The sequence below is a fragment of the Ancylobacter sp. Lp-2 genome (genome assembly GCF_020523795.1).
Lineage (GTDB): Bacteria > Pseudomonadota > Alphaproteobacteria > Rhizobiales > Xanthobacteraceae > Ancylobacter.
On record NZ_JAJALI010000008.1, the window covers coordinates 93,576 to 115,127 of the forward strand.

The following is a 21,552-nucleotide window of genomic DNA, read 5'->3' on the forward strand; positions in this document are numbered from 1 at the left end:
CTCCCGGCGACAAGCATGGGAGGCGCGAGACTTTGGTCGGTATGTAGTGATCCCTAGGTCAGGCCGCCTAGGGCCGACCGACCGGTTTCGGGCGCCAGACGGCGGTGTGCTTGATTTCGCTGTCCTCAAGCTCGCGCGAGACCGGCACGCCATATTCGGCGAGCTTCTCCAGTCGCTCGCGCGGCAGATAGGAGCGGCCGGGATCGCCGATCCACACCTGCGCGCCGCGCGCCGCCAGTGCTTCCAGCCAGGCGAACACCCGTGCCGCGAGGTCGCGCTCATAGGCGATGTCGCCGGCCAGCACCACTTCCCAGCCCTCGTCGCGGCCGAGGACGTCGTCGGGGCAGGGGGTGATGGCGTCGGCGGCGTTCAATCCGGCATTGAGCGCGATGGCGGCGCGGGCGAAGGGATCGATGTCGGCCACCTCCACCGCGCGCGCCCCGGCGAGGCGGGCGGCGATGGCGACGAGGCCGGAGCCGGAGGCGAAGTCCAGCACCCGTTTGCCGGCGACGATCTCGGGATGGTCCAGCACGTGGCGGGCCAATGCCTGCCCGCCGGCCCAGGCGAAGGCCCAGAACGGCGGCGGCAGGCCGATCTCGCCCAATTCCTCCTCGGTGCGCTGCCAGATCGGCACCGCCTCGTCGGCGAGGTAGAGCCGGACCTCCGGCACCAGCGGCACCGGGCGCGGGCGCGTCTCGGCGCGGATGAAGGCGGCGGGATCCTCGATCCTTCGGGGGCTCGCTTCGTCCCGGGAAGTCACTTTGTCCTGGGACGTCACTTTGTCCTGGGAAGTCACTTCGTCCCGAGAACTCACTTGGCCCCGGCCATGGACAGGACGATGTCCCATTCCTCGTCGGTGACCGGCTGCACGGACAGGCGGGAAAAGCGCATCAGCGCCATCTCCGACAGACGCGGCTCGGCCTTGACGTCGGCGAGCGTCACCGGCTTCGGCAGGCTCTCCACCGCCTTGATGTCGACCATGACGAATTTGCCGCTCGGATCGGAGGGGTCGGGATAGGCCTCCCTGATCACCTCGACGATGCCGACGATCTCCTTGCCCTCGTTGGAGTGGTAGAAGAAGCCGCGATCGCCGAGCTTCATCGCCAGCAACTGCTGCTTGGCCAGATGGTTGCGCACGCCGTCCCAGTGAGTGCCCTTGGCGCCGGCGTCGAGCTGGTTCTGCCAAGACCACTTGAAGGGTTCGGATTTGTAGAGCCAGTGCGCCATGTCAGCCTTCCGCCTGTTTCACGTTTCTGCCTTTTGCGGCCGGGCCAGCAGCGAGCCGATGGCCTGTTCGATGTCCTCGCGCCCGGACAGCACGGCCTCGACGGCGCGGGCGATCGGCATGTCGATGCCGGCGCGTTCCGCCATCGCCACCAGCACGGAAGCGGTAAGCGCCCCTTCGGCGAGCTTGCCGTTCGGAGGAAACTCGTTGGTCCGGCCGAGGCTCAACCCGAGCGCGTAGTTGCGCGATTGCGGCGTCGAGCAGGTGAGGATGAGGTCGCCGAGGCCGGACAGCCCGGTCAGCGTTTCCGGCCGGGCGCCGAAGGCGCGGCCGAAGCGCGACAGCTCGGCGAAGCCGCGGGCGATGAGGGCGGCGGCGGCACTGGCGCCGAGTTCGCGGCCGCCGACGATGCCGGCGGCGATGGCGAGCACGTTCTTGGCGGCGCCGCCGATCTCGACGCCGCGCACGTCGTCGCTGTGGTAGAGCCGGAAAGATGGTGAGCCCAGCGCCGCGCACAGCGCTTCGGCGAGGTCGAAATCCTCGGCGGCGAGGGTGACGGCGGTCGGCAGGCCGGCGGCGACGTCGGCGGCGAAGCTCGGACCGGAGAGAATGCCCGCCACCGCGCGCGGGCAGGCCTCGGCGAGCACCTGCGTCATGAACAGCGAGGTGCCGCGCTCGATGCCCTTGGCGCAGGTGATGACCGGTGTACCGCCCTTCAGATGCGGGGCAAGCGCGCTCGCGACCTCGCGGCTCGCCTGCGCCGGCACCACGAGGAGCACCGCGTCGCAGTCCGCCATGGCGTGCAGCGAGGCCTGCGGCGCGACCGAGGCGGCCAGCTCGACGCCGGGCAGGTGCGTCTCGTTGTGGCGATTGCGTGCCATCGCCTCCATCGCCCCGCGGTCGCGGCCCCACAGCACGACCTCACGGCCGGCGCGGGCGGCGGCATTGGCGAGCGCCGTGCCCCAGGCGCCGGCCCCGACCACGCCGATGCGGCGGAAGCGCGCACTCATGTGAGCGGCGAGGTCGCGGCGGGCGAGGCGGCGGGGACATGCTGGACGGCGTCGACCTCGGCCAGCGGCCAGCGGGCGCGCGGCGGGGTATCGAGGCCGTCCCTGAGCCCGAGGGCGAGGCGCTCGGCGCCGGCCCACGCGATCATGGCGCCATTGTCGGTGCACAACTCCGGCGGCGGCACGGCGAGGCGGGTGCCGCCATCGGCAGCCACCTTGTGCAGCGCCTTGCGCACCGACTGGTTGGCGCCGACGCCGCCGGCCAGCACCAGCGCGCTTGAGGCGTGACCGCGCTCGCGCATGGCGCGCAGGCCGTAGCGCACCCGATCGGTCACGACGTCGACGATGGCGGCCTGGAAGCCGGCGCAGAGATCCTCGACGTCGTGGTCGGACAGCGGGGCGATCTTCAGCGCCTCCAGCCGCACGGCGGTCTTGAGGCCGGACAGCGAGAAGTCGGGCTCCGGCCGGCCGAGCAGCGGGCGCGGCAGGGCGAAGCGGTTCGGGTCGCCGCCGAGCGCGGCGCGCTCCACCGCCGGGCCGCCGGGATAGGGCAGGCCGAGCATCTTGGCGGTCTTGTCAAAGGCCTCGCCGATGGCGTCGTCGATGGTGCCGCCGAGCTTCTCGTAGCGGCCGACGCCGGTGACGCAGACTAGCTGGGTGTGGCCGCCGGAGACCAGCAGCAGCAGATAGGGGAACGGCACCGAATCGGTGAGCCGGGCGGTGAGCGCGTGCGCTTCGAGATGATTGACCGCCACCAGCGGCTTGCGGGCGGCGAGCGCCAGCGCCTTGGCGGTGGTGAGCCCGACGATGACGCCGCCGATCAGCCCCGGCCCGGCGGCGGCGGCGATGCCGCTCAGCTCGGCGAGGGTGACGCCGGCGGCGCGCAGCGCACGGGCGACGACGTCGTCCAGCACCTCGACATGGGCGCGGGCGGCGATCTCCGGCACCACGCCGCCATAGGCCGCATGTTCGTCGAACTGGGAGAGCACGATGTTGGACAGGATCGAGCCGCTGCCGTCCTCGCGCCGGCGCACCACGGCCGCCGCCGTCTCGTCGCAGGTCGTCTCGATACCGAGTAGCAGAAGATCGCTCATTGACTTTCCATGGGTGGGCGGTGTTCTGAACCCCCGACGAACCGCTAGCATCGCAGGACCTCATGACGCAATCGCTTCCACATGAGCCCCCCCGGTCGGCCGAACCGAAGCTGAGGCTCGGCACGCGCGGCAGCCCGCTGGCGTTGTGGCAGGCGCATGCGGTGCGGGACGCCCTGCTGAAGGCGCATGGCTGGGAGGAGGGCGCGGTCGCGGTCGAGGTGATCCGTACCACCGGCGATGCCATCACCGACCGGGCGCTGGCGCAGGCCGGTGGCAAAGGGCTGTTCACCAAGGAGTTGGAGGAGGCGCTGCTCGACGGTCGCATCGACCTCGCGGTGCATTCGGCCAAGGACATGGCGACCAGGCTGCCGGACGGGCTGATGCTCGGCGGCTACCTGCCGCGCGCCGATGTGCGCGACGCGCTGATCCTGCCCGCCGGGCAGGCGCCGCATGAGGGCCACCCGCTCGCCAGCCTGAAGCGCGGGGCGAAGGTCGGCACGGCGTCACTTCGCCGTGAGGCGCAGCTCCGGCGGCTGCGGCCCGATATCGAGGTGGCGCTGCTGCGCGGCAATGTGCAGACCCGGCTGAACAAGATCGATGCCGGCGAGTTCGACGCCACGCTGCTGGCGCTGGCCGGGCTGACCCGGCTGGGCCTTCAGGCGCGGGCGAGCGCGGTGCTCGGCACCGCCGATTTCCTGCCCGCCGTGGGGCAAGGGGCGGTCGCCATCGAGACGCGCGAGCGCGACGACGAGGTCGCGGCGCTGCTCGCCCCGGCGCTGTGCGGGCGCACCGGGCTCGCGGTCACCGTGGAGCGCGCCTATCTCGCCGAGCTCGACGGCTCCTGCCGCACCCCCATCGGCGGCCTCGCCGAGGTGGACGGGGACGAGCTGCGCTTTCGCGGCATGGTGCTCAAGCCGGACGGCAGCGCCTATTACGAGATCGTTCGCCAGGGTTCGGTGGCCGAGGCGGAGACGCTGGGTCACCGCTGGGGCCGCGAGATGAAGCGCATGGTGCCGCCCGGCCTGTTCGGGGGCTGACCGATGCGCGTGCTGGTGACGCGACCGCAGCCCGACGCCGCCGCCACGGCGGCGCGGCTGGTCGCGGCCGGTCACGCGGCTCTGGTCGATCCGATGCTGGCGGTCGAGGCGATAAGCGAGGCGAGGCTGCCGGAAGGTCGGTTCGACGCGCTGGCGCTGACCAGCGTCAACGGCGCGCGGGCGCTGGCCGCGCGGGCGGAATGGGCGGGCTTGAGGCATTTGCCGCTCTACACCGTCGGCTGGCGCACGGCGCAGGCGGCGCCCGAGGGGCCGGTGCCGCACATCGCCGGCGGCGACGGCGCGGCGCTGATCGCCCTGTTGCGCGAGCAGCTGCCGCGCGGGGCACGGCTGCTGCATGTCTGCGGCGCGGAGCGGGCGGTCGATCTCGGCGCGGCGCTGGAGGGCGACGGCATCATGGTGGAATTGTTCACCCTTTATCGCGCGGTGCCGGCGCCGGCGCTGTCGGACGCGACGATTTCTGCCGCTAGGGAAGGGTGGATCGACGCGGCCTTCCATTTCTCCCCGCGCACGGCGGCGACGCTGGCGACGCGGGCGGCCGAGGCCGGCGTCGCGGAGGCGTTCGGCCGGGTCACGCATCTGTGCTTCTCGCCCAAGGTGGCGGCACCGCTGGCGGCGGCGGGCTGGCCGGTGCGCATTGCCGCAGCACCAAACGAAAACGCGCTTTTCGCGTTATTGTCGGCATAAACCATGATCGCGCGCCGGGGACTGGCGCGAGGTTGCGGCAGGATGCCCGGCGGTCTATCCCCAAGGGACCGGCGGTGAAGATCGGAAGAGGGATGCAAGGTGGCCAAGCGACCAGCGGCAAAGCAGAACCCGACAGGCACGGAACCGGCCAAGACCGAGCCGACGATCCCGGCAGCCGATGCCGTCGCCGGCGATTCGGCGACCGCGAAGCCGTCTGAGCCCGCCACGTCCGAATCCGCGCCCATCGAGGCGGTGACCGTGGACGCCGAGCCGGTGGAGACCGCCGAGGCGACGGCCGGCGCGACGCGCCGGCGGCCGATCACGCTCGATTTGCCGGCCAAGGACCTGACCCCGCCGCCGCCTCCGCCGCCGCGTCCGGAGACCCCGGCCGCCGCTGCCGGCGAGCCCGGCGCCGGTGTCGCCGCCGATGGGAAGGGCCGCAAGCGCCAGTCGCTCGGCCTCGTTGGGGCGTCCATTCTGGCGCTGGCCTCGGGCCTCCTGGGCGGTGCCGTCGCCTTCGCGCTGGTCTCGACCTTCTACAGCGCCGAGCAGAACATCGACGCCCTCACCGAGCTGGAGGCGCGGGCGCTCGACCTGCGCCAGCGCGTCGAGCGGCTGGAGGCGCGCGCCGACCAGCCCGCGTCGGCATCCGCCGCAGCGCCGGTAGTGAGCGTGCCGGCCGAATTGACCGCGCGCCTCGAGGCACTGGAAGGCGGCCTCACCGCCGCCGACGCCAAGATCGCCGCCGCCGACGGGCGGATCGCGGCGCTGTCCGAGGCGCCGGCCGCGCCGATGGCCCCCGCCGCCTCGCCGGAAGCGCTGGCGCAGGCGGAAGCCCGCCTCGCGACGCTGGAGGGCCGGGTCGGCGAGGTCGCCGCCCAGCGCCAGAGCGAGGATGCGCGCGTATCGGCGCTTGAAGGCCGCGTAAGCGAGGTCACGGCACAGCGCCAGGCCGGCACCGAGACGGCGCGCGCCGCCGCCGGGCTGGCGACGCTTGGGGCATTGCAGGCGGCAATGGCCGGCGGCGTGCCCTACCAGAACGAATTGCAGGCGAGCCGCGCGCTGATCGGCGCCAAGGTGGCCGGTCTGGCGGCGCTGGAGGCCTCCGCCGCCACCGGGCAGCCGTCCGGGCCGGTGCTGGCCGGACGGCTGAAGGCGGCGCTGGCCGAGGCGCCGGCGGCCGGGGCGGCGACCCCGGCTCCCGCCGATGCCGGCATCGTCGACAAGCTGTGGAACAGCGCCTCCTCGCTGGTGAGCGTGCGTCGCAGCAGCGGCGCCGACGAGGCGTCGAGCGAGCCGGCGATCAACGCCGCGGACGAGGCGCTGCAGCGCGGCGACGTCGCGGAGGCGCTGACCATCCTCGGCGGCCTGCCGGAGGCCTCGAAGCAGAAGCTCGCCGCCGTGATCGGTGCCATCGAGGCACGACAGGCGGCGCTCGCCACCGTGGCCGGGGTGAAGAGCCAGCTGATCGCCGACATCGCCGGGAGGACGCCGTGATACGCCTCGTCATCTATCTCCTCGTCCTCGGCGCCGTCGCCTTCGGTGTCGCCTGGCTGGCCGACCGGCCGGGCGCGGTGGCCATCGACTGGCAGGGTTGGCACATCGAGACCAGCGTGCTGGTGGCCGCGAGCGGGCTGCTGGTGCTGCTCGCCGCGACGATCCTCCTGTGGACGCTGATCCGGGTGATCCTGCGCTCGCCGGAGATGCTGGCGTTCTCCTGGCGCAGCCGGCGGCGCAATCGCGGCTTCGCGGCGGTGACGCGCGGGCTGGTCGCGGTGGGCTCCGGCGACGCCGTCGGGGCGCGGCGGGCGGCGAACGACGCCGCGCGTTTCCTCGGCCGTGAGCCGCTGGCGCAGCTGTTGGCAGCGCAGGCGGCGCAGCTTTCCGGCGATTCCGCCGGTGCCGACGCGACATTCCGCGCGATGACCGAGGCGCCGGCGACCCGGCTGCTCGGCCTGCGCGGCCTGCACATGGAAGCGCGGCGACGCGGCGACACGGCGGCGGCGCTGGTCACCGCCGAGGAGGCGGCGCGCCACGAGCCGGGCCTCGCCTGGGCGGCGGACGCGGTGATCGAGGCACGCTGCGTGAAAGGCGATTTCGCCGGCGCGCTGGCCATGCTGGAGCGTGAGGCCTCGCATGGCGGGCTCGACCGGGCGTCGCATCGTCGGCGGCGGGCGGTGCTGCTCGCCGCGCAGGCGCAGGCGCTGGAACTGTCGGATCCGAGCATGGCGCGCGAGAAGGCGGTGGAGGCGACGCGGCTCGCCCCGACGCTGGTGCCGGCCGCCGAGGTGGCCGGCCGGCTGCTCGGCCTCGCCGGCGATACCCGCAAGGCGGCGAAGGTGCTGGAGACCGCCTATGCGGCGACGCCGCATCCGGGCCTCGCCGACGCCTATCTGCATCTGCGCCCCGGCGACGCCGCGCGCGAACGGCTGAAGCGGGTGCGCACGCTGACCTCGCGCATGCCGGAGCATTCGGAAAGCGCGATGACGCTGGCCCGCGCCGGGATTGACGCGCAGGAATTCCCGGTGGCGCGCACCGCGCTCGCTCCGCTGACCGCCGCGCCGACGCAGCGGGCCTGCCTCCTGATGGCGGAGCTGGAGGCAGCGGAAGCCGGCGATGTCGGCAAGGCGCGCGAGTGGACGGCACGGGCGGTGCGGGCGCAGCGCGACCCGGCCTGGGTAGCCGACGGCGTGGTCTCCGAACACTGGGCGCCGATCTCGCCGGTGACCGGCAAGCTCGATGCCTTCGAATGGAAGGTGCCGCCGGGCGTAGCGGCGACGCCGCTGCTGGAGGACGAGGCCGAGCGGGCGCGGCTGGCGATCGCCACCGCGTTGGAGAGCCGGGCCCGCGAGGCGGCGGTACCGGCGCCGGCCGCGCCGGTGATCGACGCCGCGCCGGCGCCGACGGCGGAGACGACCGTCGAACCGTCGCCAGTGGCCGAGACGCTGCCGAAGCCGCAGCTGGTGCGTTCCGCGCCGGCGAGCGTGATCGCCGAGCCTTATCTGCCGGACGATCCGGGGCCGGAGCCCTATGGCGACGAGGAGCCCGGTCGCAAGCGCCCGACTTTCGGGGTGTAGGTTGCGGAGTGCAGGCTGTGGGGTCTGAATATGCAAAAGGCCGGGCTCAGCGCCCGGCCTTTTGTCGTTTTGCTCAGGGCAGGCTGATGGCCCGGCCCGTCGCATGTGGCTTGTGAAACAAGCTCCCGCCGGACGGCCGACCGCTCGTCACGCGGCCGGCAGGCATGAGGCGGGCCGGAGTACATCCGTCCTGACCCGTCTCCATCCGGTGGGCGCCGACGAAGCGCCCGGGCAATGTGCTTTCGCACCAGTGCCTTCACCGGAAGTCCTTTGCTGGGCGGGAGAACCCGACAGGGTGAGGCCGCCGACGATCGAAGCCGCCGCGCGCTTGGCGCGACGCCCCTCTCCAGCGAGAACCCGCATGAAAGCGGAGACCGCCGCGACCGTCACCCTGTCGGGAAACCGCCCCTGCCAGACGGCCGGCCGCTCGTCATGCGGCCGGCGGGCACGATATGAGCCGGAGTACATCCGTCCTGACCCACATCCATCCGGCGCGGTGCTGACGAAGCACCTTCGAACCGGACGTCCCGTTCTGGCGGGGATGAAGCCTATATGGGGGGCGATCTGCGTTCCGCAAGGGGGGCGCCGATTGCCGTTCCGGCGGCCGGCGAAGGCCGGTTCTCTACCGGCCCGGGTGCTGCGCGGCGAACGCGTCCACTTCGCGCCGGATCGTCTCCTGGGCGACCACCGACCGGCGGTCGATGTCGTGCAGCCACTGGACCGTCCCGCTTCGTCCGAGCCGATTGGCGCCGTGCTCGACGCGCGCCTGGGCGTGGGACAAAGTGTTGTTGAACTTCTTGACCTCCTCGTCGATCTGGACGGCGGAGGCGATGCCGGGATCGGGCATGCCTAGGGCGTTGGTCACCGGCTCGACGACGGTCGGCAGCGGCATGAGAAAGAAAGGGTAGATCTTGCCGACGGGATGAAGCGTCTGGATGTGGTCGAGGTTCCGGCGGGTGGCATATTGCAGCACGTTGATGTTGCTCATCACCGCCTTGCGGGCGCTCTGCCGCTTTTCCCGCTCGTCTTGCCGCACCATCTCGATCTGCAGCGACTGAAGCCTGATCGTCCGCCACGCGGCGTGAAAAGCGATGGCACCGGCGAAGATGGTCGAGCCGGCGCCAAGCAGGGCGCCCAGAAAGCCCAACCGGTCGCCCTGGGTGCTGGCGTCCGCCCAGCTGGCCACCACGGCTCCTAGAGCGGCCGACAGCAGCGGCGACATGGCAATCGTGGCCACGGAGCCAGCAGCGCCGACGGCAAGCAGTAGCAGGTAACGCGGCCTGGCAGCGGCGGGCAGGTTCTTCGACATGCCAAGACGCTGTCGTCGCGCGCCTAAGTTGTCAATATAGTACCTTTTCCGTGATGGTTGCGGATGGGTCGGCGCCACGCCGGACCCATCCTCGCACCGCCATGGGCGTCAGTGCACCGACTGGCCGGCGCGCCGCACCGGGCGGCCGGACGGCGCGGCTGGGCCGCGGCCGCTGCGGGCGGCCTTCTGGGTGGCGCGCTCGTCGAACAGCTCGGCCAGCTTGTCGGTCATGGCACCGCCCAGCTCCTCAGCGTCGACGATGGTCACGGCGCGCTTGTAGTAGCGCGTCACGTCATGGCCGATGCCGATGGCGATCAGCTCGACCGGCGACTTGTCCTCGATCTGCTGGATCACCCAGCGCAGGTGCCGCTCAAGGTAATTGCCGGGGTTCACCGACAGGGTGGAATCGTCCACCGGCGCGCCGTCGGAGATCATCATCAGGATGCGGCGCGATTCATTGCGCGCCAGCAGGCGGTTATGCGCCCAGTCGAGCGCCTCGCCGTCGATGTTCTCCTTGAGCAGGCCCTCGCGCATCATCAGGCCGAGATTGCGACGGGCGCGACGCCACGGCGCATCGGCCGACTTGTAGATGATGTGGCGCAGATCGTTCAGGCGGCCGGGCGCTGCCGGCTTGCCGGCGCTGAGCCAGTTCTCGCGCGCCTGCCCGCCCTTCCACGCCTTGGTAGTGAAGCCGAGGATCTCCACCTTCACGCCGCAGCGCTCGAGGGTTCTCGCAAGGATGTCCGCGCAGGCGGCGGCCACCGTGATCGGGCGCCCGCGCATGGAGCCGGAATTGTCGAGCAGCAGCGTGACCACGGTGTCGCGGAAGTCGGTGTCGCGCTCGCGCTTGAAGGAGAGCGGCTGCATCGGGTCGATGACCACGCGGTGCAGGCGGGCCGGATCGAGCATGCCCTCTTCGAGATCGAACTCCCAGCCGCGGTTCTGCTGCGCCATCAGCTTGCGCTGCAGCCGGTTGGCGAGGCGGGCGACCACGCCCTGGAGATGGGTAAGCTGCTTGTCGAGATAGGCGCGCAGCCGCGCCAGCTCCTCGGGGTCGCACAGCTCGTCGGCGCTCACCGTCTCGTCGAAGCGCGGGGTGAAGGAGTGGTACTCCGGCGGCTTCGGCTCGGAGGGCACGACGTTCTGCGGCTTCCACGGCTCGGAGGATTCGTCGGCCTCGCCGAGTTCGGCGTCGTCGGACAGCTCGGACTGCGGCTGCTCCTGCTGGTCCTCGCTGTCTTCCGGGTTCTGGTCGGAGGACAGGTCGGTGTCGACCTCGGTGCTGCCTTCGCTGTTCTCGTCCTGCTCGGCATCCGAGCCCTTGCCGCTGTCGTCCTCGCGCTGGTCGTCGGCGTCGGTGGAGGGATCGTTGTTCTCGTCGAAGGGGGCGACGTCCTCGCCCATGCCGAGCGAGGAGAGCAGGTCGCGCATCGCCTCGGCGAAGCGGCCCTGGTCGCCGGCCTGCTCGACCATCTCGTCGAGCGCGGTGCCGGCGCGCTCCTCGATGAAGCCGCGCCACAGATTGACCATCTCGCGCGCCGCCGCCGGCGGGGCCATGCCGGTCATGCGCTCGCGCAGCATCAGCGCCACCGCGTCCTCCAGCGGCGCGTCGGCGCGGTCGGCGAGCTGGGCGAAATTGGCCTTGGAGTAGCGGTCCTCCAGCATGGCGGAGAGGTTGAGCGCCACGCCGTCCATGCGCAGGGCGCCGAGCGATTCGCAGCGCGCCTGCTCGGCGGCGTCGAAGGCGGCGCGGGCCTGCTGGCCGACCGGGGTGTGGCGCTTATGGACCTTGGGATCGTGGCAGGCGAGGCGCAGCGCCATGGAATCGGCGTGGCCGCGCATGATCGCGGTGTCCTGCTTGGTCATGCGCCGGGCCGGCTCCTGCAGCCGGATCCGCCCCTCGGCGAAGCCCGGCCTCTCGGTGCCGAAGGTCACTTCGAGGTCCCGGTCGCCGGCGATCGCGCGCAGGCAGCCCGTCACCGCCCGCTTGAGCGGCTCGGTGGGAGCCTCCTTGGGCGGGGTGCGCGTGGAGCGGTTCGTCGGGTTCGAGGTGCTCATGGCGATGGCCTTGTCGAGAGGAAGCCCCGGCAACCGGGGCTCGTGTCCTCGCCCCATCGGGGAGAGGTGCCCCGCGAAGCGGGTCGGCGAGGGGGACGGCTTGCGGGGCGGGGATGTTCCCGCCCGCTACCGTTCCTCGCCCCGGCTCTCCCCATCAGGATCGAAGTTGTTCGATCCTGATCCTTCCGGATACCGAACCCGGCACTAGCCGAGTCCGGTGCGGGGAGAGGGAGGCGCGGGCGCCCTGGTGCTCATCTCGACGGGAGACGAGCCGGCGCCCGGACGCTCACGAGAGGACGACGTTCACCGCGGATTCCGGCAGTTCCTTGCCGAAGCAGCGCTGGTAGAACTCGGCGACCAGCGCCCGCTCCAACTCGTCGCACTTGTTGAGGAACGTCACGCGGAAGGCGAAGCCGAGCTCCTTGAAGATCTCGGCGTTCTCGGCCCAGGTGATCACGGTGCGCGGGCTCATCACCGTCGACAGGTCGCCATTGATGAAGGCCTGGCGGGTGAGGTCGGCGAGGCGGACCATGCGCGAGACGGTGTCGCGGCCTTCCGGGGTCTGGAAGTGCTTGGCCTTGGAGGCGACGATGTCGACCTCCTTGTCATGCGCCAGATAGTTCAGCGTGGTGACGATGGACCAGCGGTCCATCTGCGCCTGGTTGATCTGCTGCGTGCCGTGATAGAGGCCGGTGGTGTCGCCGAGGCCGATGGTGTTGGCGGTCGAGAACAGCCGGAAGGCGCCGTGCGGGCGGATGACGCGGTTCTGGTCGAGCAGCGTCAGGCGGCCGGCGCTCTCCAGCACGCGCTGGATGACGAACATCACGTCCGGGCGGCCGGCGTCGTACTCGTCGAACACCAGCGCGACGTTGTTCTGGTAGGCCCAGGGAAGGATGCCGTCACGGAACTCGGTGACCTGCATGCCGTCCTTCACCACGATGGCGTCCTTGCCGATCAGGTCGATACGGCTGATGTGGCTGTCGAGGTTGACGCGGATGCACGGCCAGTTGAGGCGCGCCGCCACCTGCTCGATATGGCTCGACTTGCCGGTGCCGTGATAGCCGGTGACCATCACGCGGCGGTTATGCGCGAAGCCGGCGAGGATGGCGAGGGTGGTCGGGCGGTCGAACAGGTAGTCCGGGTCGATGTCCGGCACATACTCGTCCGGCTCGGCATAGGCCGGCACTTCGAGATCGACGTCGAGGCCGAACACCTGACGCACCGAAACCTTCATGTCGGGCAGCGCCGGAGCTGCGTTAAGCGAGGCGGTCATCATTCCTCCGTTGCCGCGTCGAACCGCGGGCTGGGCTAGCCAAGGCCGGTTCTAGCAGAAGCCGGTACTCTTGAGGTGGTTATAAGCCTGGATGACGTCGCGCAGGCGGTCCTCGGTCGAGGTGTCGCCGCCATGGGCGTCGGGGTGAAATCGCTTCACCAGTTCCTTGAAGCGTGCCTTGATCTCTTCCGTGGTGGCGCCGAGCTCTAGGCCAAGGCTCTCGAAGGCGCGCCGCTCGGCGTTGCGGATCATGCGGCTCTCGCGCGCCGGCTCCGGATCGTGGCGATGGGTGCCGCCCATCTCGCCGAACATGCCGAACGGATCGGCGAAATTCTCCGGCTGGTGGTCATGCGCCGCGCTGCGGCGGGTCTTGTCGCCGCCGTTCTGTCCCATCTTCCAGGTGGGGCGATGGCCGGTGAGCGCGTCCTTCTGATAGGCCGCGACGTCGGAATCCGGCATGCCCGCGAAATAATTATACGACTGGTTGTACTCGCGCACGTGATCGAAGCAGTAGCGCCAGAACTGCCCCTCGTGGTGGCGGCCCTTCGGCGCGCGATGAGTCGCGGCATTGCAGCACCCCGCCCATTCGCAGACGGGGCCTTCCACCTTCGTGCGGCGATCACGGTCCGGCTTGACGCGGATGCGATCGAATATCGGGGAGTCGAGCTTCATGATCGGCCGATTATGCTGATGCGGGGCCAGGTATACAAGAAACCAAACGGACGTCACTGTCCGCTGTGGCGATATTGACGCGGGACTGTCCGGCGGATAGCGCAATCCTCATGAGCACAGATCCTTCTTCCGGCGACGCGGTCGCCGCCCGGCTCGCCCGCGTGCGCACGGCGCTCGCCGAATTGTCGCCCAGCGTCCTGGAGCTGATCGACGAGAGCCATCGCCACGAAGGCCATGGCGGGCACCGCCCGGGCCAGCTCACCCATCTTCGCATCGTCATCGTCTCCGCGGCCTTTGCCGGGCAGGGTCGGCTTGCCCGGCACCGCATGGTCAACGGCCTGCTCGCCGCCGAACTGACCGGCGGGCTGCACGCGCTGGCGATCGAGGCCAAGGCTCCGGGGGAATAGGCTCCGGGGGAATGCGCTCCGGGGAAGCGGCGCCGGGCGAGAAGGTCCGGCGCGGGCGGCCCTATGGGCCGGTACGCCGCTATATGGTGGAACGGCGCGGTTTTTCCATGGCGACCGCCTCGGTGGCCGCCAATGCCGGTAAGCCCCGGCTCATACCTGCACCCGCCGCATCCGCGCGGCCGGCAGCGGCGGTAGCCGCGCGGCATCCAGCGGCACTACCCGGACCAGCGTGATGCGGTTCCGCTGCTTGCGCATGATCTGGAAGCGGAAGCCGTGGAAAATGAAGGCCTGCCCGGGCTCGGGGATGATGCGCGCCTCGTGGATGACCAGGCCGGCCAGCGTGGTGGCCTCCTCGTCGGGCAACGTCCAGCCCATGGCGCGGTTGAGGTCGCGGATCGGCACCGAGCCCTCGACATTCACCGAGCCGTCCGGGTGGCGGCGAGCGCCGGTGAAGGCGACGTCGTGCTCGTCGGCGATGTCGCCGACGATCTCCTCGAGGATGTCCTCCAGCGTCACCAGCCCCATCACCTCGCCGTACTCGTCGACGACCAGTGCGAAATGCTGCTTGCGGCGGCGGAAGGCCTTGAGCTGGTCGGCGAGCGTGGTGACGTCCGGCACGAACCACGGCTCGGCGGCGATCTTCTCGATGTCCAGCCGCGAGACGTCGCCGCCGAGCGCCTGCAATTCGCGCAGCAGGTTCTTTACATGCAGCACGCCGACGATGTTGTCAGGCTTGTCCCGCCACAGCGGGATGCGGGTGAAGGGCGAGGCCAGCACCTCGCGCACCAGCGTCTCCGGCGGCTCGTCGAGGTCGAGGCTCATGATCTTGGTGCGGTGGATCATGATATCGGAGACCTCGAGCTCGTTGAGGTCGAGCAGGCCGCCGAGCATGTCGTGCTCGTCCTTCACCACGCTGCCCTCGCGGTGCAGGAGGTCGACGGCGCCGCGCAGTTCCTCGGCGCCGGTGAGCACGCTCCGCGTCTTGCCGACCTCCAGCCCGAGGATGCGTAGCAGCCGGCGCACCACCGTCTCGATGGCGAGGGTGAGCGGGCCGAACAGGCCGATGGCGAGGCGGATCGGCCGGACGACGGCGAGCGCCACCCGGTCGGGATGGTTGATGGCGATGGTCTTGGGCAGCACCTCGGTGAAGACGACGATCAGCGCGGTCATGCCGAGGGTGGCGTAGGCGATGCCGGCGGCGCCGAACCAGTGGAACAGGACGCCGGTGGCGAGCGAGGAGGCGGCGATGTTGACGAGGTTGTTGCCGAGCAGGATGCCGCCGATGAGGCGCTCGCGATAGGCCATCAGCCGGTTGACCAGCGCGGCGCGGCCGTCGCCGTTCTTCTCCAGCGCGTGCATGCGCGCCTTGGAGGCGGCGGTGAGCGCCGTCTCGCTGCCGGAGAAGAAGAAGGACAGCATCAGGCAGACGAAAACCGCGCCGAGCGCGAGCCAGTCGCTGGTGATCAACGGGTCCTCCTTAGGCTGCGGCGACGCAACATAGAGCGGATTCGCGCCTCGGGCGACGCTAGGGCCAGCGCGGGCTGCAATTGGCTGGCGCGCTGGCCAGCCGAGGGGCCGTCCGGGCCGGAGCGCCGCTAGGCGGTGCGCTCCGCCTCCAGGAAGGCGCGAACCGCCGCCGGCTCGACGTCGCGGGCGATGAAGCTTTTGCCGATGCCGCGGGCGAGGATGAAGGTCAGCGCGCCGCGCGAGACCTTCTTGTCCTGGCCGATCAGGGTCATCAGCCCATCGGTGTCGGGTAGCTCGCCGGGAATGTCACGGATGCGCGTCGGCAGGCCGACGGCGTGCAGATGCGCCTCGACGCGGCGGACATCCTCCGGCGCGCACAGGCCCTGGAGCGCCGAGAAGCGGAAGGCCTGGGCCATGCCGACCGCCACCGCCTCGCCATGCAGCAGGCGCTGCGAGAAGCCGGCGCCGGCCTCCAGCGCGTGGCCGAAGGTGTGGCCGAGATTGAGCAAAGCGCGGTCGCCGGTCTCGAACTCGTCGCGAGCGACCACGGCGGCCTTGGAGGCGCAGCTGGTGGCGATCGCCTCGGCGCGGGCGGCGCCGCCGGCGAACACATCCTGCCACTTGCGCTCCAGCCACTCGAAGAACGGCGCGTTGTCGATGAGGCCGTATTTGGCGACCTCGGCATAGCCGGAGCGGAATTCGCGCAGCGGCAGGGTGTTGAGCACGCCGGTGTCGGCGAGCACGAGGATCGGCTGGTGGAAGGCGCCGACGAGGTTCTTGCCGTGGCGCGAATTGATGCCGGTCTTGCCGCCCACCGAAGAATCGACCTGGGCGAGCAGGCTGGTCGGCACCTGCACGAAGTCGACGCCGCGCCGCAGCGCCGCCGCCGCGAAGCCGGCGAGATCGCCGACCACGCCGCCGCCGAGCGCCAGTACGAGGTCGCGCCGCTCGATGCGGGCGGCGATCAGGGCGTCGACCACCTCCTCGAAAGTGGCGAAGTTCTTCGACTTCTCGCCCGGCGTCACGGTGACGGTCGAAGGGACGAGTCCGGCGGCCTTCAGGCTGGCTTCGAGCTCGGCAAGGTGGCGCTCGGCGACATTGGCGTCGGTGACGATGCCGACCCGGGCGCCGGGACGCAGCGCGGCGATGCGGGCGCCCGCCTCGGCGATGAGGCCGGCGCCGATGACGATGTCGTAGCTGCGGGCGCCGAGGCCGACGGTGAGGCGGGTGGTGTCGGGGCGATCGAGGACGGCGGAGGTCACGTCTGTTCTCCCATGGGGCTGTCGACGCCCAGATGCTGCATCAGCGCGTCGATCACCGTCTCGACCATCACTTCCTGCGGGACGTCGTGCGAGACCACGGTGACATGCGCGCCGGCATAGACCGGATAGCGCTGTTCCATGAGCCCGGCCAGCGTCCCCTCGGGATCGGCGGTCCTGAGCAGCGGCCGGTCGTCGCGACGGCGCACCCGGCGCATCAGCACGTCGAAATCCGCCTTCAGCCAGACAGCGACGCCATGGCGGTCGACCATCTCGCGGGTGTCGGCGTTCATCCACGCGCCGCCGCCGGTGGCGAGCACCATCGGCCCGGCCTCCAGCAGCCGGGCGATGACGCGCTTCTCGCCATCGCGGAAGGCCGGCTCGCCGTGATGGGCGAAGATTTCCGGTATGGTCATGCCGGCGGCCTGCTCGATCTCGACGTCGGCGTCGGAGAAGGGCAGGCCGAGGCGCTTGGCGAGGCGCTTGCCGACCGAGGACTTGCCGGCGCCCATCATGCCGACGAGCACGATCGAACGCGCGCCGAGATGCGCGCGCAGCGTGTCCGCCTTGATGTCGTCGGGGGTGGTGGTCATTCCGTTTTCCTCAGCCGCGCGACCTAGCATCCGGCACAGGGCGATGCAATCACGCGGCGCAGCGCGAGGCCGGGTCCGACGCGGGGCGGACTTTGGGAGCGGGCTTTCGTCCGGCGGCGGAAACGCACTAGCATGGCCGTCGATCCGCCGTTCCGATTCGCCCGCCTGACCGGAGGCGCGACCGCCTATGCCGAGCCTGATCCGTCTTCTCGTGGTGCTCGCCGTCATCGGCGGCGTCGCCTATGGGATCATGTGGTCGCTCGCCAATCTCGTCGAACCGCAGAAGCGCGAGATGAGCGTGCCGGTGCCGCAGGAGCGTTTCGCCAAATAGTTGGGTGCCGATGGGCCGTCCGGTCGCGCTTTTCCTCGACATGCTCGCCGCCGAACGTGGCGCCAGCGCCAACACGCTCGCCGCCTACCAGCGCGATCTCGACGACTATGCCGAATTTCTCGGCGGGCAGGACAAGGCGGCGGCCTGTGCCACGCCGGACATCCGCGCCTATCTCGCCGAGCTGACCCGGCGCGGGCTGAAGGGCGCCACCGTGGCGCGGCGGCTCTCCGCACTCAGGCAGTTCCACCGCTTCCTCTATGTCGAGAACTATCGCGGCGACGATCCCGCTGCCGTGCTGGAAGGCCCCAAGCGCGGTCGGCCACTGCCCAAGGTGCTGAGCCTCGCCGAGGTGACGCGGCTGATCGACACCGCGCATGAGCGGGCGCAGGCGCCGGCCGCCACGCCGGCGGAGGGTGCGCGGCGGGCGCGGGTCGCGTGCTTCGTCGAGCTGCTCTATGCCACCGGGCTGCGTGTCTCCGAGCTGGCGGCGCTGCCGGCGGCGGCGGCGCGGGCCAAGGGCGACGCCATCATCGTGCGCGGCAAGGGCAACAAGGAGCGGCTGGTGCCGCTCGGCGAGCCGGCTCGCGTCGCCATGGCTGCCTATCGCGCCGCGCTCGCCGCCGCGCGGGCCGCACGGGAGAAGGCCGCCGGGGATAAGGGCGCAGGGAAGCTGGAGGTGGCCAAGGAGGAGGGGCGCTGGCTGTTCCCGTCTTCCGCCGCCAGCGGCCATGTCACCCGCCAGCAAGTGGCGCTCGATTTGAAGGATCTGGCGGTGGTGGCCGGCATTGACGCCGCCAAGCTGTCGCCGCATGTGCTGCGCCACGCCTTCGCCAGCCATCTGCTCGCCCACGGCGCCGAACTGCGGATGGTGCAGACCCTGCTCGGTCATTCCGACATCTCGACCACGCAGATCTACACCCATGTGCTCGACGAGCGGCTGAAGAGCCTGGTGCGCGACCTGCATCCGCTCGCCGACGAGGAGGCGGAATAGCGCCGCCCGGCGCGCAAACGCGCTTCCCGGCGGGGCCGAATGACGCGTAAAAGCCGGGATGCAGGTTTTGCGTGCCCGCACACGCGGCCTTGCCTTGACGTCGCCACCCTCTCGGGGCAGCTTCCGCGCGCAATTGCGGGCTGTCCGACCGGGCGGTCCTCCTTCCTCACAGCCGGACTTGCCGAACAGCGATGCGCAGTTACCTCGATTTTGAAAAGCCCGTGGCCGAGCTCGAGGCCAAGCTGGAGGAATTGCGCGCCATGTCCGCGCAGGGCGACGCGGTCGCCATCGGCGACGACATCGCGCGGCTGGAGACCAAGGCCAACGAGGCGCTGACCCAGCTCTACGCCAACCTCACGCCCTGGCAGAAGACCTCGGTGGCGCGCCATCCGTTGCGCCCGCATTTCCTCGACTATGCCGGGCATCTGTTCGAGGAGTTCACTCCGCTGGCCGGAGACCGGCTGTTCGGCGAGGATGAGGCGATCATCGGCGGGCCGGCGCGCTTTCGCGGCCAGGCGGTGATGCTGATGGGCCACGAGAAGGGCTCCACCACCGAGACCCGCATCAAGCACAACTTCGGCATGGCGCGCCCGGAAGGCTACCGCAAGGCGGTGCGCCTGATGGAGATGGCCGACCGCTTCCAACTGCCACTGATCTCGCTGGTCGACACCGCCGGCGCCTTTCCCGGCCTCGATGCCGAGGAGCGCGGCCAGGCCGAGGCGATCGCCCGTTCCACCGATGCCTGCCTGGCGCTCGGCGTACCCAGCGTGGCGGTGATCATCGGCGAGGGCGGCTCGGGCGGCGCCATCGCCATCGCCACCACCAACAAGGTGCTGATGCTGGAGCACGCCATCTACAGCGTGATCTCGCCGGAGGGCGCCGCCTCGATCCTGTGGCGCGACACCGCCAAGGCGCAGGACGCGGCGACCAATATGAAGATCACCGCCCAGGACCTGCAGAAATTCCACATCGTCGACAGCATCATCCCCGAGCCGGCCGGCGGCGCGCATCGCGCCCCCACCAAGGCGATGGACGCGGCGGGCGATGCCATCGAATCAGCGCTGCACGAGCTCGACGGCCTGGAGCCGCGGGCGCTGCGCAAGGCGCGGCGCGAGAAGTTCCTCGCCATCGGCCGCAGCCTCTAGCGGTGGCGGTATCCGGCGGCCCGACGGATGGGCCGACGGGGCCGACTCTTGCGGTAACGGTCTGGCAAGGATAACCCTCTAGGCTGTCGCGTCTTGGTGACCGGGAATGACGGACCGGGATTGACGGGGAGTTTCGCGTTGAGCCCATCGGCTTCTTCACGGCCCGCATTGCTTTCGGCGGGTGCGCGCCTCAGGGCGCTCATGCTTGCCGGCGTGGCGGCGCTGGCGCTTGCTGGTTGCACCGGCGATGGCGGTCCCTCGGTCAACGCCAAGGCGATGAAGGCGCTGAGCCCGCAGACGCTCGCCCTCATCAGCGAGAAGGGCATGACGAAGGACAGCCCCATCGTCGTGCGCATCTTCAAGGAAGAATCCGAGCTCGAAGTGTGGAAGGAAACCACCTCGGGCGACTATGCGCTTTTGAAGACCTATCCGATCTGCCGCTGGTCCGGCGAGCTCGGCCCGAAGGTGAAGGAAGGCGACCGGCAGGCGCCGGAAGGCTTCTACACCATCACCCCGGGCCAGATGAACCCGAACTCCAGCTACTATCTGTCGTTCAATCTCGGCTTTCCCAATGCCTATGACCGCGCCTGGGGCCGCACCGGCGCGCATCTGATGGTGCATGGCGACTGCTCCTCGGCCGGCTGCTACGCCATGACCGACGAGCAGATCCAGGAGATCTTCGCGCTCGGTCGCGAGAGCTTCCAGGGCGGGCAGCGCGCCTTCCAGGTGCAGGCCTATCCGTTCCACATGACGGCCGACAACCTCGCGCGCCATCGCAACAACCCGAACCTCGCCTTCTGGCGCATGCTGAAGGAGGGTAGCGACACCTTCGAGGTGACCCGGCAGTTGCCCAAGGTCGACGTCTGCGGCCGGCGCTACGTGTTCAACGCCACGCCGGCGGATCCGAACGCCCGCTTCGATCCCAATGCGCCGTGCCCGGAGTTCACCCAGCCGGGCGGGCTCGGCGAGGCGATCGCCGCGCGCAAAGCCACCGATCAGCAGCGCATCGCCTCCGCCTCCATGCCCGCCGCGCCGGTGAAGACCGGCAAGGATGGCGGCATGAACCAGGTGTTCCTCGCCAAGCTGGCCAACCCGCAGGCCAAGGCGCCGGGCTCGCTGCCAGCGGTGGTGAAGCCGCCGGGCTCGGATTACGGCGTCGACACCAACGAGCCGGCGCCGGCTGAAAGCATCGCGCTCGCCACTGCCGCCCAGGTGCCGACCGCCGCCGACGTGCCGCTGCCGCTGGCCCGTCCCGTCGATGCGCCGGCGGCTGTCGCGCCGCAGCTGGCCGCCGCCGCCGGCGAGACGTCGCTGTTCGGGCGTCCCGCCCCGGCGCCGACCGCGCAGGTGGCCTCGCTCGACCCGGCGGTTGTGCCCGCGCCCGCCGCTCCGGCGAGCGGGGAATCGTCCGGCGGGCTGCTCGCCAGCGTCAACCGGCTGCTCGGCCGCAGCGAGGCGCCCGCCGAGCCGGTGGCCCCCGCTGCCGCGCCGTCGTCCTCGCCCTCCGGCTTCGCCGCCATTGGCAACTGGCTGACCGGCAAGAGCGCCGAGCCGGCCCCGGCGCCCGCCATACCCGCCGCTGCCCCGGCTGACGTGCCGGTGCCGCCCGCGCGTCCGGCCGCGCCGCGCGCCGCCGCTCCGGCCGCCGCATCGCAGACCCACGCGAACCGGGCGGTGCCTCAGGCTGCGCCGAGCGCCTCGGTGAGCACGCCGGCTCCGCTCGCCGCCGTCGCGCCGGCGCAGGGCGCCGCGTCGTCCGGCAGCCCGCTGCCGGGTGCGTCGATCATGTCGACCGGGACCTTCTCCTCGTCCTCGGCGATCCAGTAGCGCTCTTCCGATCAACCCACACGAAAAAGGCGCCCGCCGAAACCGGCCGGGCGCCTTTTTCATGTTGGGATGCTG

The 21,552-nt window shown here is 70.8% G+C and carries 20 protein-coding genes; 9 read left to right on the forward strand and 11 right to left on the reverse strand.

Annotated features, from left to right (window positions below; all coding sequences use genetic code 11):
• Window positions 1-67: 67 nt before the first annotated feature.
• Genes LGR54_RS19165 through tsaD form a run of 4 tightly spaced genes read right to left on the reverse strand, consistent with a single transcriptional unit; the run spans window position 68 to window position 3,326 of the window.
• Window positions 68-760, reverse strand: coding sequence for a methyltransferase (locus tag LGR54_RS19165; protein WP_230363573.1), 693 nt, complete (start codon window positions 758-760; stop codon window positions 68-70).
• A 50-nt stretch (window positions 761-810) separates the two neighbouring features.
• The gene (locus LGR54_RS19170) at window positions 811-1,227 is read right to left on the reverse strand and encodes an EVE domain-containing protein (protein WP_230363574.1); all 417 of its coding nucleotides are present in this window, start codon (window positions 1,225-1,227) and stop codon (window positions 811-813) included.
• 18 nt (window positions 1,228-1,245) lie between these two features.
• Window positions 1,246-2,235, reverse strand: coding sequence for an NAD(P)H-dependent glycerol-3-phosphate dehydrogenase (locus tag LGR54_RS19175; protein ID WP_230363575.1), 990 nt, complete (start codon window positions 2,233-2,235; stop codon window positions 1,246-1,248).
• Complete coding sequence (gene tsaD, locus LGR54_RS19180; protein WP_230363576.1) at window positions 2,232-3,326, reverse strand: tRNA (adenosine(37)-N6)-threonylcarbamoyltransferase complex transferase subunit TsaD; 1,095 nt, start codon at window positions 3,324-3,326, stop codon at window positions 2,232-2,234. Before tsaD ends, LGR54_RS19175 begins: the two co-directional genes overlap by 4 nt.
• A 62-nt stretch (window positions 3,327-3,388) precedes the next feature.
• On the opposite strand from tsaD, the gene hemC reads away from it, so the two are divergent.
• The 4 genes from hemC to LGR54_RS19200 all read left to right on the forward strand — a co-directional run bounded on the left by hemC (window position 3,389) and on the right by LGR54_RS19200 (window position 8,145).
• On the forward strand, window positions 3,389-4,363 hold the full coding sequence (gene hemC / locus LGR54_RS19185; RefSeq protein WP_230363577.1) for a hydroxymethylbilane synthase: 975 nt from the start codon (window positions 3,389-3,391) through the stop codon (window positions 4,361-4,363).
• A 3-nt stretch (window positions 4,364-4,366) separates the two neighbouring features.
• Window positions 4,367-5,068: a uroporphyrinogen-III synthase gene (locus LGR54_RS19190; RefSeq protein ID WP_230363578.1), complete on the forward strand. Its 702-nt coding sequence runs from the start codon at window positions 4,367-4,369 to the stop codon at window positions 5,066-5,068.
• A 99-nt stretch (window positions 5,069-5,167) separates the two neighbouring features.
• A complete protein-coding gene (locus LGR54_RS19195; RefSeq protein WP_230363579.1) occupies window positions 5,168-6,565 on the forward strand; it encodes a hypothetical protein in 1,398 nt (465 codons plus the stop codon).
• On the forward strand, window positions 6,562-8,145 hold the full coding sequence (locus tag LGR54_RS19200; protein ID WP_230363580.1) for a heme biosynthesis HemY N-terminal domain-containing protein: 1,584 nt from the start codon (window positions 6,562-6,564) through the stop codon (window positions 8,143-8,145). Before LGR54_RS19195 ends, LGR54_RS19200 begins: the two co-directional genes overlap by 4 nt.
• 622 nt (window positions 8,146-8,767) lie before the next feature.
• Here the strand turns inward: LGR54_RS19200 and LGR54_RS19205 are convergent.
• The 4 genes from LGR54_RS19205 to LGR54_RS19220 form a co-directional block, all read right to left on the reverse strand.
• Window positions 8,768-9,454: a hypothetical protein gene (locus tag LGR54_RS19205; protein ID WP_230363581.1), complete on the reverse strand. Its 687-nt coding sequence runs from the start codon at window positions 9,452-9,454 to the stop codon at window positions 8,768-8,770.
• Between the two features lie 108 nt (window positions 9,455-9,562).
• The gene (gene cobT / locus LGR54_RS19210; RefSeq protein ID WP_230363670.1) at window positions 9,563-11,512 is read right to left on the reverse strand and encodes a cobaltochelatase subunit CobT; all 1,950 of its coding nucleotides are present in this window, start codon (window positions 11,510-11,512) and stop codon (window positions 9,563-9,565) included.
• Window positions 11,513-11,798: 286 nt separating this feature from the next.
• Window positions 11,799-12,785, reverse strand: coding sequence for a cobaltochelatase subunit CobS (gene cobS, locus LGR54_RS19215; protein ID WP_230363582.1), 987 nt, complete (start codon window positions 12,783-12,785; stop codon window positions 11,799-11,801).
• Window positions 12,786-12,836: 51 nt separating this feature from the next.
• Complete coding sequence (locus LGR54_RS19220; protein ID WP_230363583.1) at window positions 12,837-13,457, reverse strand: J domain-containing protein; 621 nt, start codon at window positions 13,455-13,457, stop codon at window positions 12,837-12,839.
• Between the two features lie 110 nt (window positions 13,458-13,567).
• Here LGR54_RS19220 and LGR54_RS19225 point away from each other — a divergent pair, with 110 nt between their 5' ends.
• On the forward strand, window positions 13,568-13,864 hold the full coding sequence (locus tag LGR54_RS19225; protein WP_230363584.1) for a BolA family transcriptional regulator: 297 nt from the start codon (window positions 13,568-13,570) through the stop codon (window positions 13,862-13,864).
• 150 nt (window positions 13,865-14,014) lie between these two features.
• Here the strand turns inward: LGR54_RS19225 and LGR54_RS19230 are convergent, their stop codons facing one another.
• The 3 genes from LGR54_RS19230 to LGR54_RS19240 form a co-directional block, all read right to left on the reverse strand.
• On the reverse strand, window positions 14,015-15,328 hold the full coding sequence (locus LGR54_RS19230) for an HlyC/CorC family transporter (RefSeq protein WP_370638239.1): 1,314 nt from the start codon (window positions 15,326-15,328) through the stop codon (window positions 14,015-14,017).
• 131 nt (window positions 15,329-15,459) lie between these two features.
• Window positions 15,460-16,593, reverse strand: a complete 1,134-nt coding sequence (gene aroB, locus LGR54_RS19235) for a 3-dehydroquinate synthase (RefSeq protein ID WP_230363585.1) — start codon at window positions 16,591-16,593, stop codon at window positions 15,460-15,462.
• Window positions 16,590-17,183 (reverse strand): shikimate kinase, encoded by a 594-nt coding sequence (locus LGR54_RS19240; RefSeq protein WP_214007024.1) that lies wholly within the window; start codon window positions 17,181-17,183, stop codon window positions 16,590-16,592. Before LGR54_RS19240 ends, aroB begins: the two co-directional genes overlap by 4 nt.
• Window positions 17,184-17,370: 187 nt before the next feature.
• Between LGR54_RS19240 and LGR54_RS19245 the strand changes: the two genes are divergently transcribed.
• From LGR54_RS19245 to LGR54_RS19260, 4 genes are all read left to right on the forward strand, one after another.
• Window positions 17,371-17,514, forward strand: coding sequence for a hypothetical protein (locus LGR54_RS19245; RefSeq protein ID WP_214007023.1), 144 nt, complete (start codon window positions 17,371-17,373; stop codon window positions 17,512-17,514).
• 10 nt (window positions 17,515-17,524) lie between these two features.
• A complete protein-coding gene (locus LGR54_RS19250) occupies window positions 17,525-18,505 on the forward strand; it encodes a site-specific tyrosine recombinase XerD (protein ID WP_230363586.1) in 981 nt (326 codons plus the stop codon).
• 191 nt (window positions 18,506-18,696) lie between these two features.
• The gene (locus LGR54_RS19255; RefSeq protein WP_230363587.1) at window positions 18,697-19,650 is read left to right on the forward strand and encodes an acetyl-CoA carboxylase carboxyltransferase subunit alpha; all 954 of its coding nucleotides are present in this window, start codon (window positions 18,697-18,699) and stop codon (window positions 19,648-19,650) included.
• A gap of 201 nt (window positions 19,651-19,851) precedes the next feature.
• A complete protein-coding gene (locus LGR54_RS19260; RefSeq protein ID WP_230363588.1) occupies window positions 19,852-21,477 on the forward strand; it encodes a murein L,D-transpeptidase family protein in 1,626 nt (541 codons plus the stop codon).
• Window positions 21,478-21,552: the final 75 nt, after the last annotated feature.

Coding starts and splice junctions, on each gene's coding strand:
- LGR54_RS19170 (WP_230363574.1), bottom strand. CDS start 1,227: ATGGCGCACTGGCTCTACAAATCCGAACCCTTCAAGTGGTCTTGGCAG.
- LGR54_RS19175 (WP_230363575.1), bottom strand. CDS start 2,235: ATGAGTGCGCGCTTCCGCCGCATCGGCGTGGTCGGGGCCGGCGCCTGG.
- tsaD (WP_230363576.1), bottom strand. CDS start 3,326: ATGAGCGATCTTCTGCTACTCGGTATCGAGACGACCTGCGACGAGACG.
- hemC (WP_230363577.1), top strand. CDS start 3,389: ATGACGCAATCGCTTCCACATGAGCCCCCCCGGTCGGCCGAACCGAAG.
- LGR54_RS19190 (WP_230363578.1), top strand. CDS start 4,367: ATGCGCGTGCTGGTGACGCGACCGCAGCCCGACGCCGCCGCCACGGCG.
- LGR54_RS19205 (WP_230363581.1), bottom strand. CDS start 9,454: ATGTCGAAGAACCTGCCCGCCGCTGCCAGGCCGCGTTACCTGCTACTG.
- cobT (WP_230363670.1), bottom strand. CDS start 11,512: ATGAGCACCTCGAACCCGACGAACCGCTCCACGCGCACCCCGCCCAAG.
- cobS (WP_230363582.1), bottom strand. CDS start 12,785: ATGACCGCCTCGCTTAACGCAGCTCCGGCGCTGCCCGACATGAAGGTT.
- LGR54_RS19220 (WP_230363583.1), bottom strand. CDS start 13,457: ATGAAGCTCGACTCCCCGATATTCGATCGCATCCGCGTCAAGCCGGAC.
- LGR54_RS19225 (WP_230363584.1), top strand. CDS start 13,568: ATGAGCACAGATCCTTCTTCCGGCGACGCGGTCGCCGCCCGGCTCGCC.
- LGR54_RS19240 (WP_214007024.1), bottom strand. CDS start 17,183: ATGACCACCACCCCCGACGACATCAAGGCGGACACGCTGCGCGCGCAT.
- LGR54_RS19245 (WP_214007023.1), top strand. CDS start 17,371: ATGCCGAGCCTGATCCGTCTTCTCGTGGTGCTCGCCGTCATCGGCGGC.
- LGR54_RS19250 (WP_230363586.1), top strand. CDS start 17,525: ATGGGCCGTCCGGTCGCGCTTTTCCTCGACATGCTCGCCGCCGAACGT.
- LGR54_RS19255 (WP_230363587.1), top strand. CDS start 18,697: ATGCGCAGTTACCTCGATTTTGAAAAGCCCGTGGCCGAGCTCGAGGCC.
- LGR54_RS19260 (WP_230363588.1), top strand. CDS start 19,852: ATGCTTGCCGGCGTGGCGGCGCTGGCGCTTGCTGGTTGCACCGGCGAT.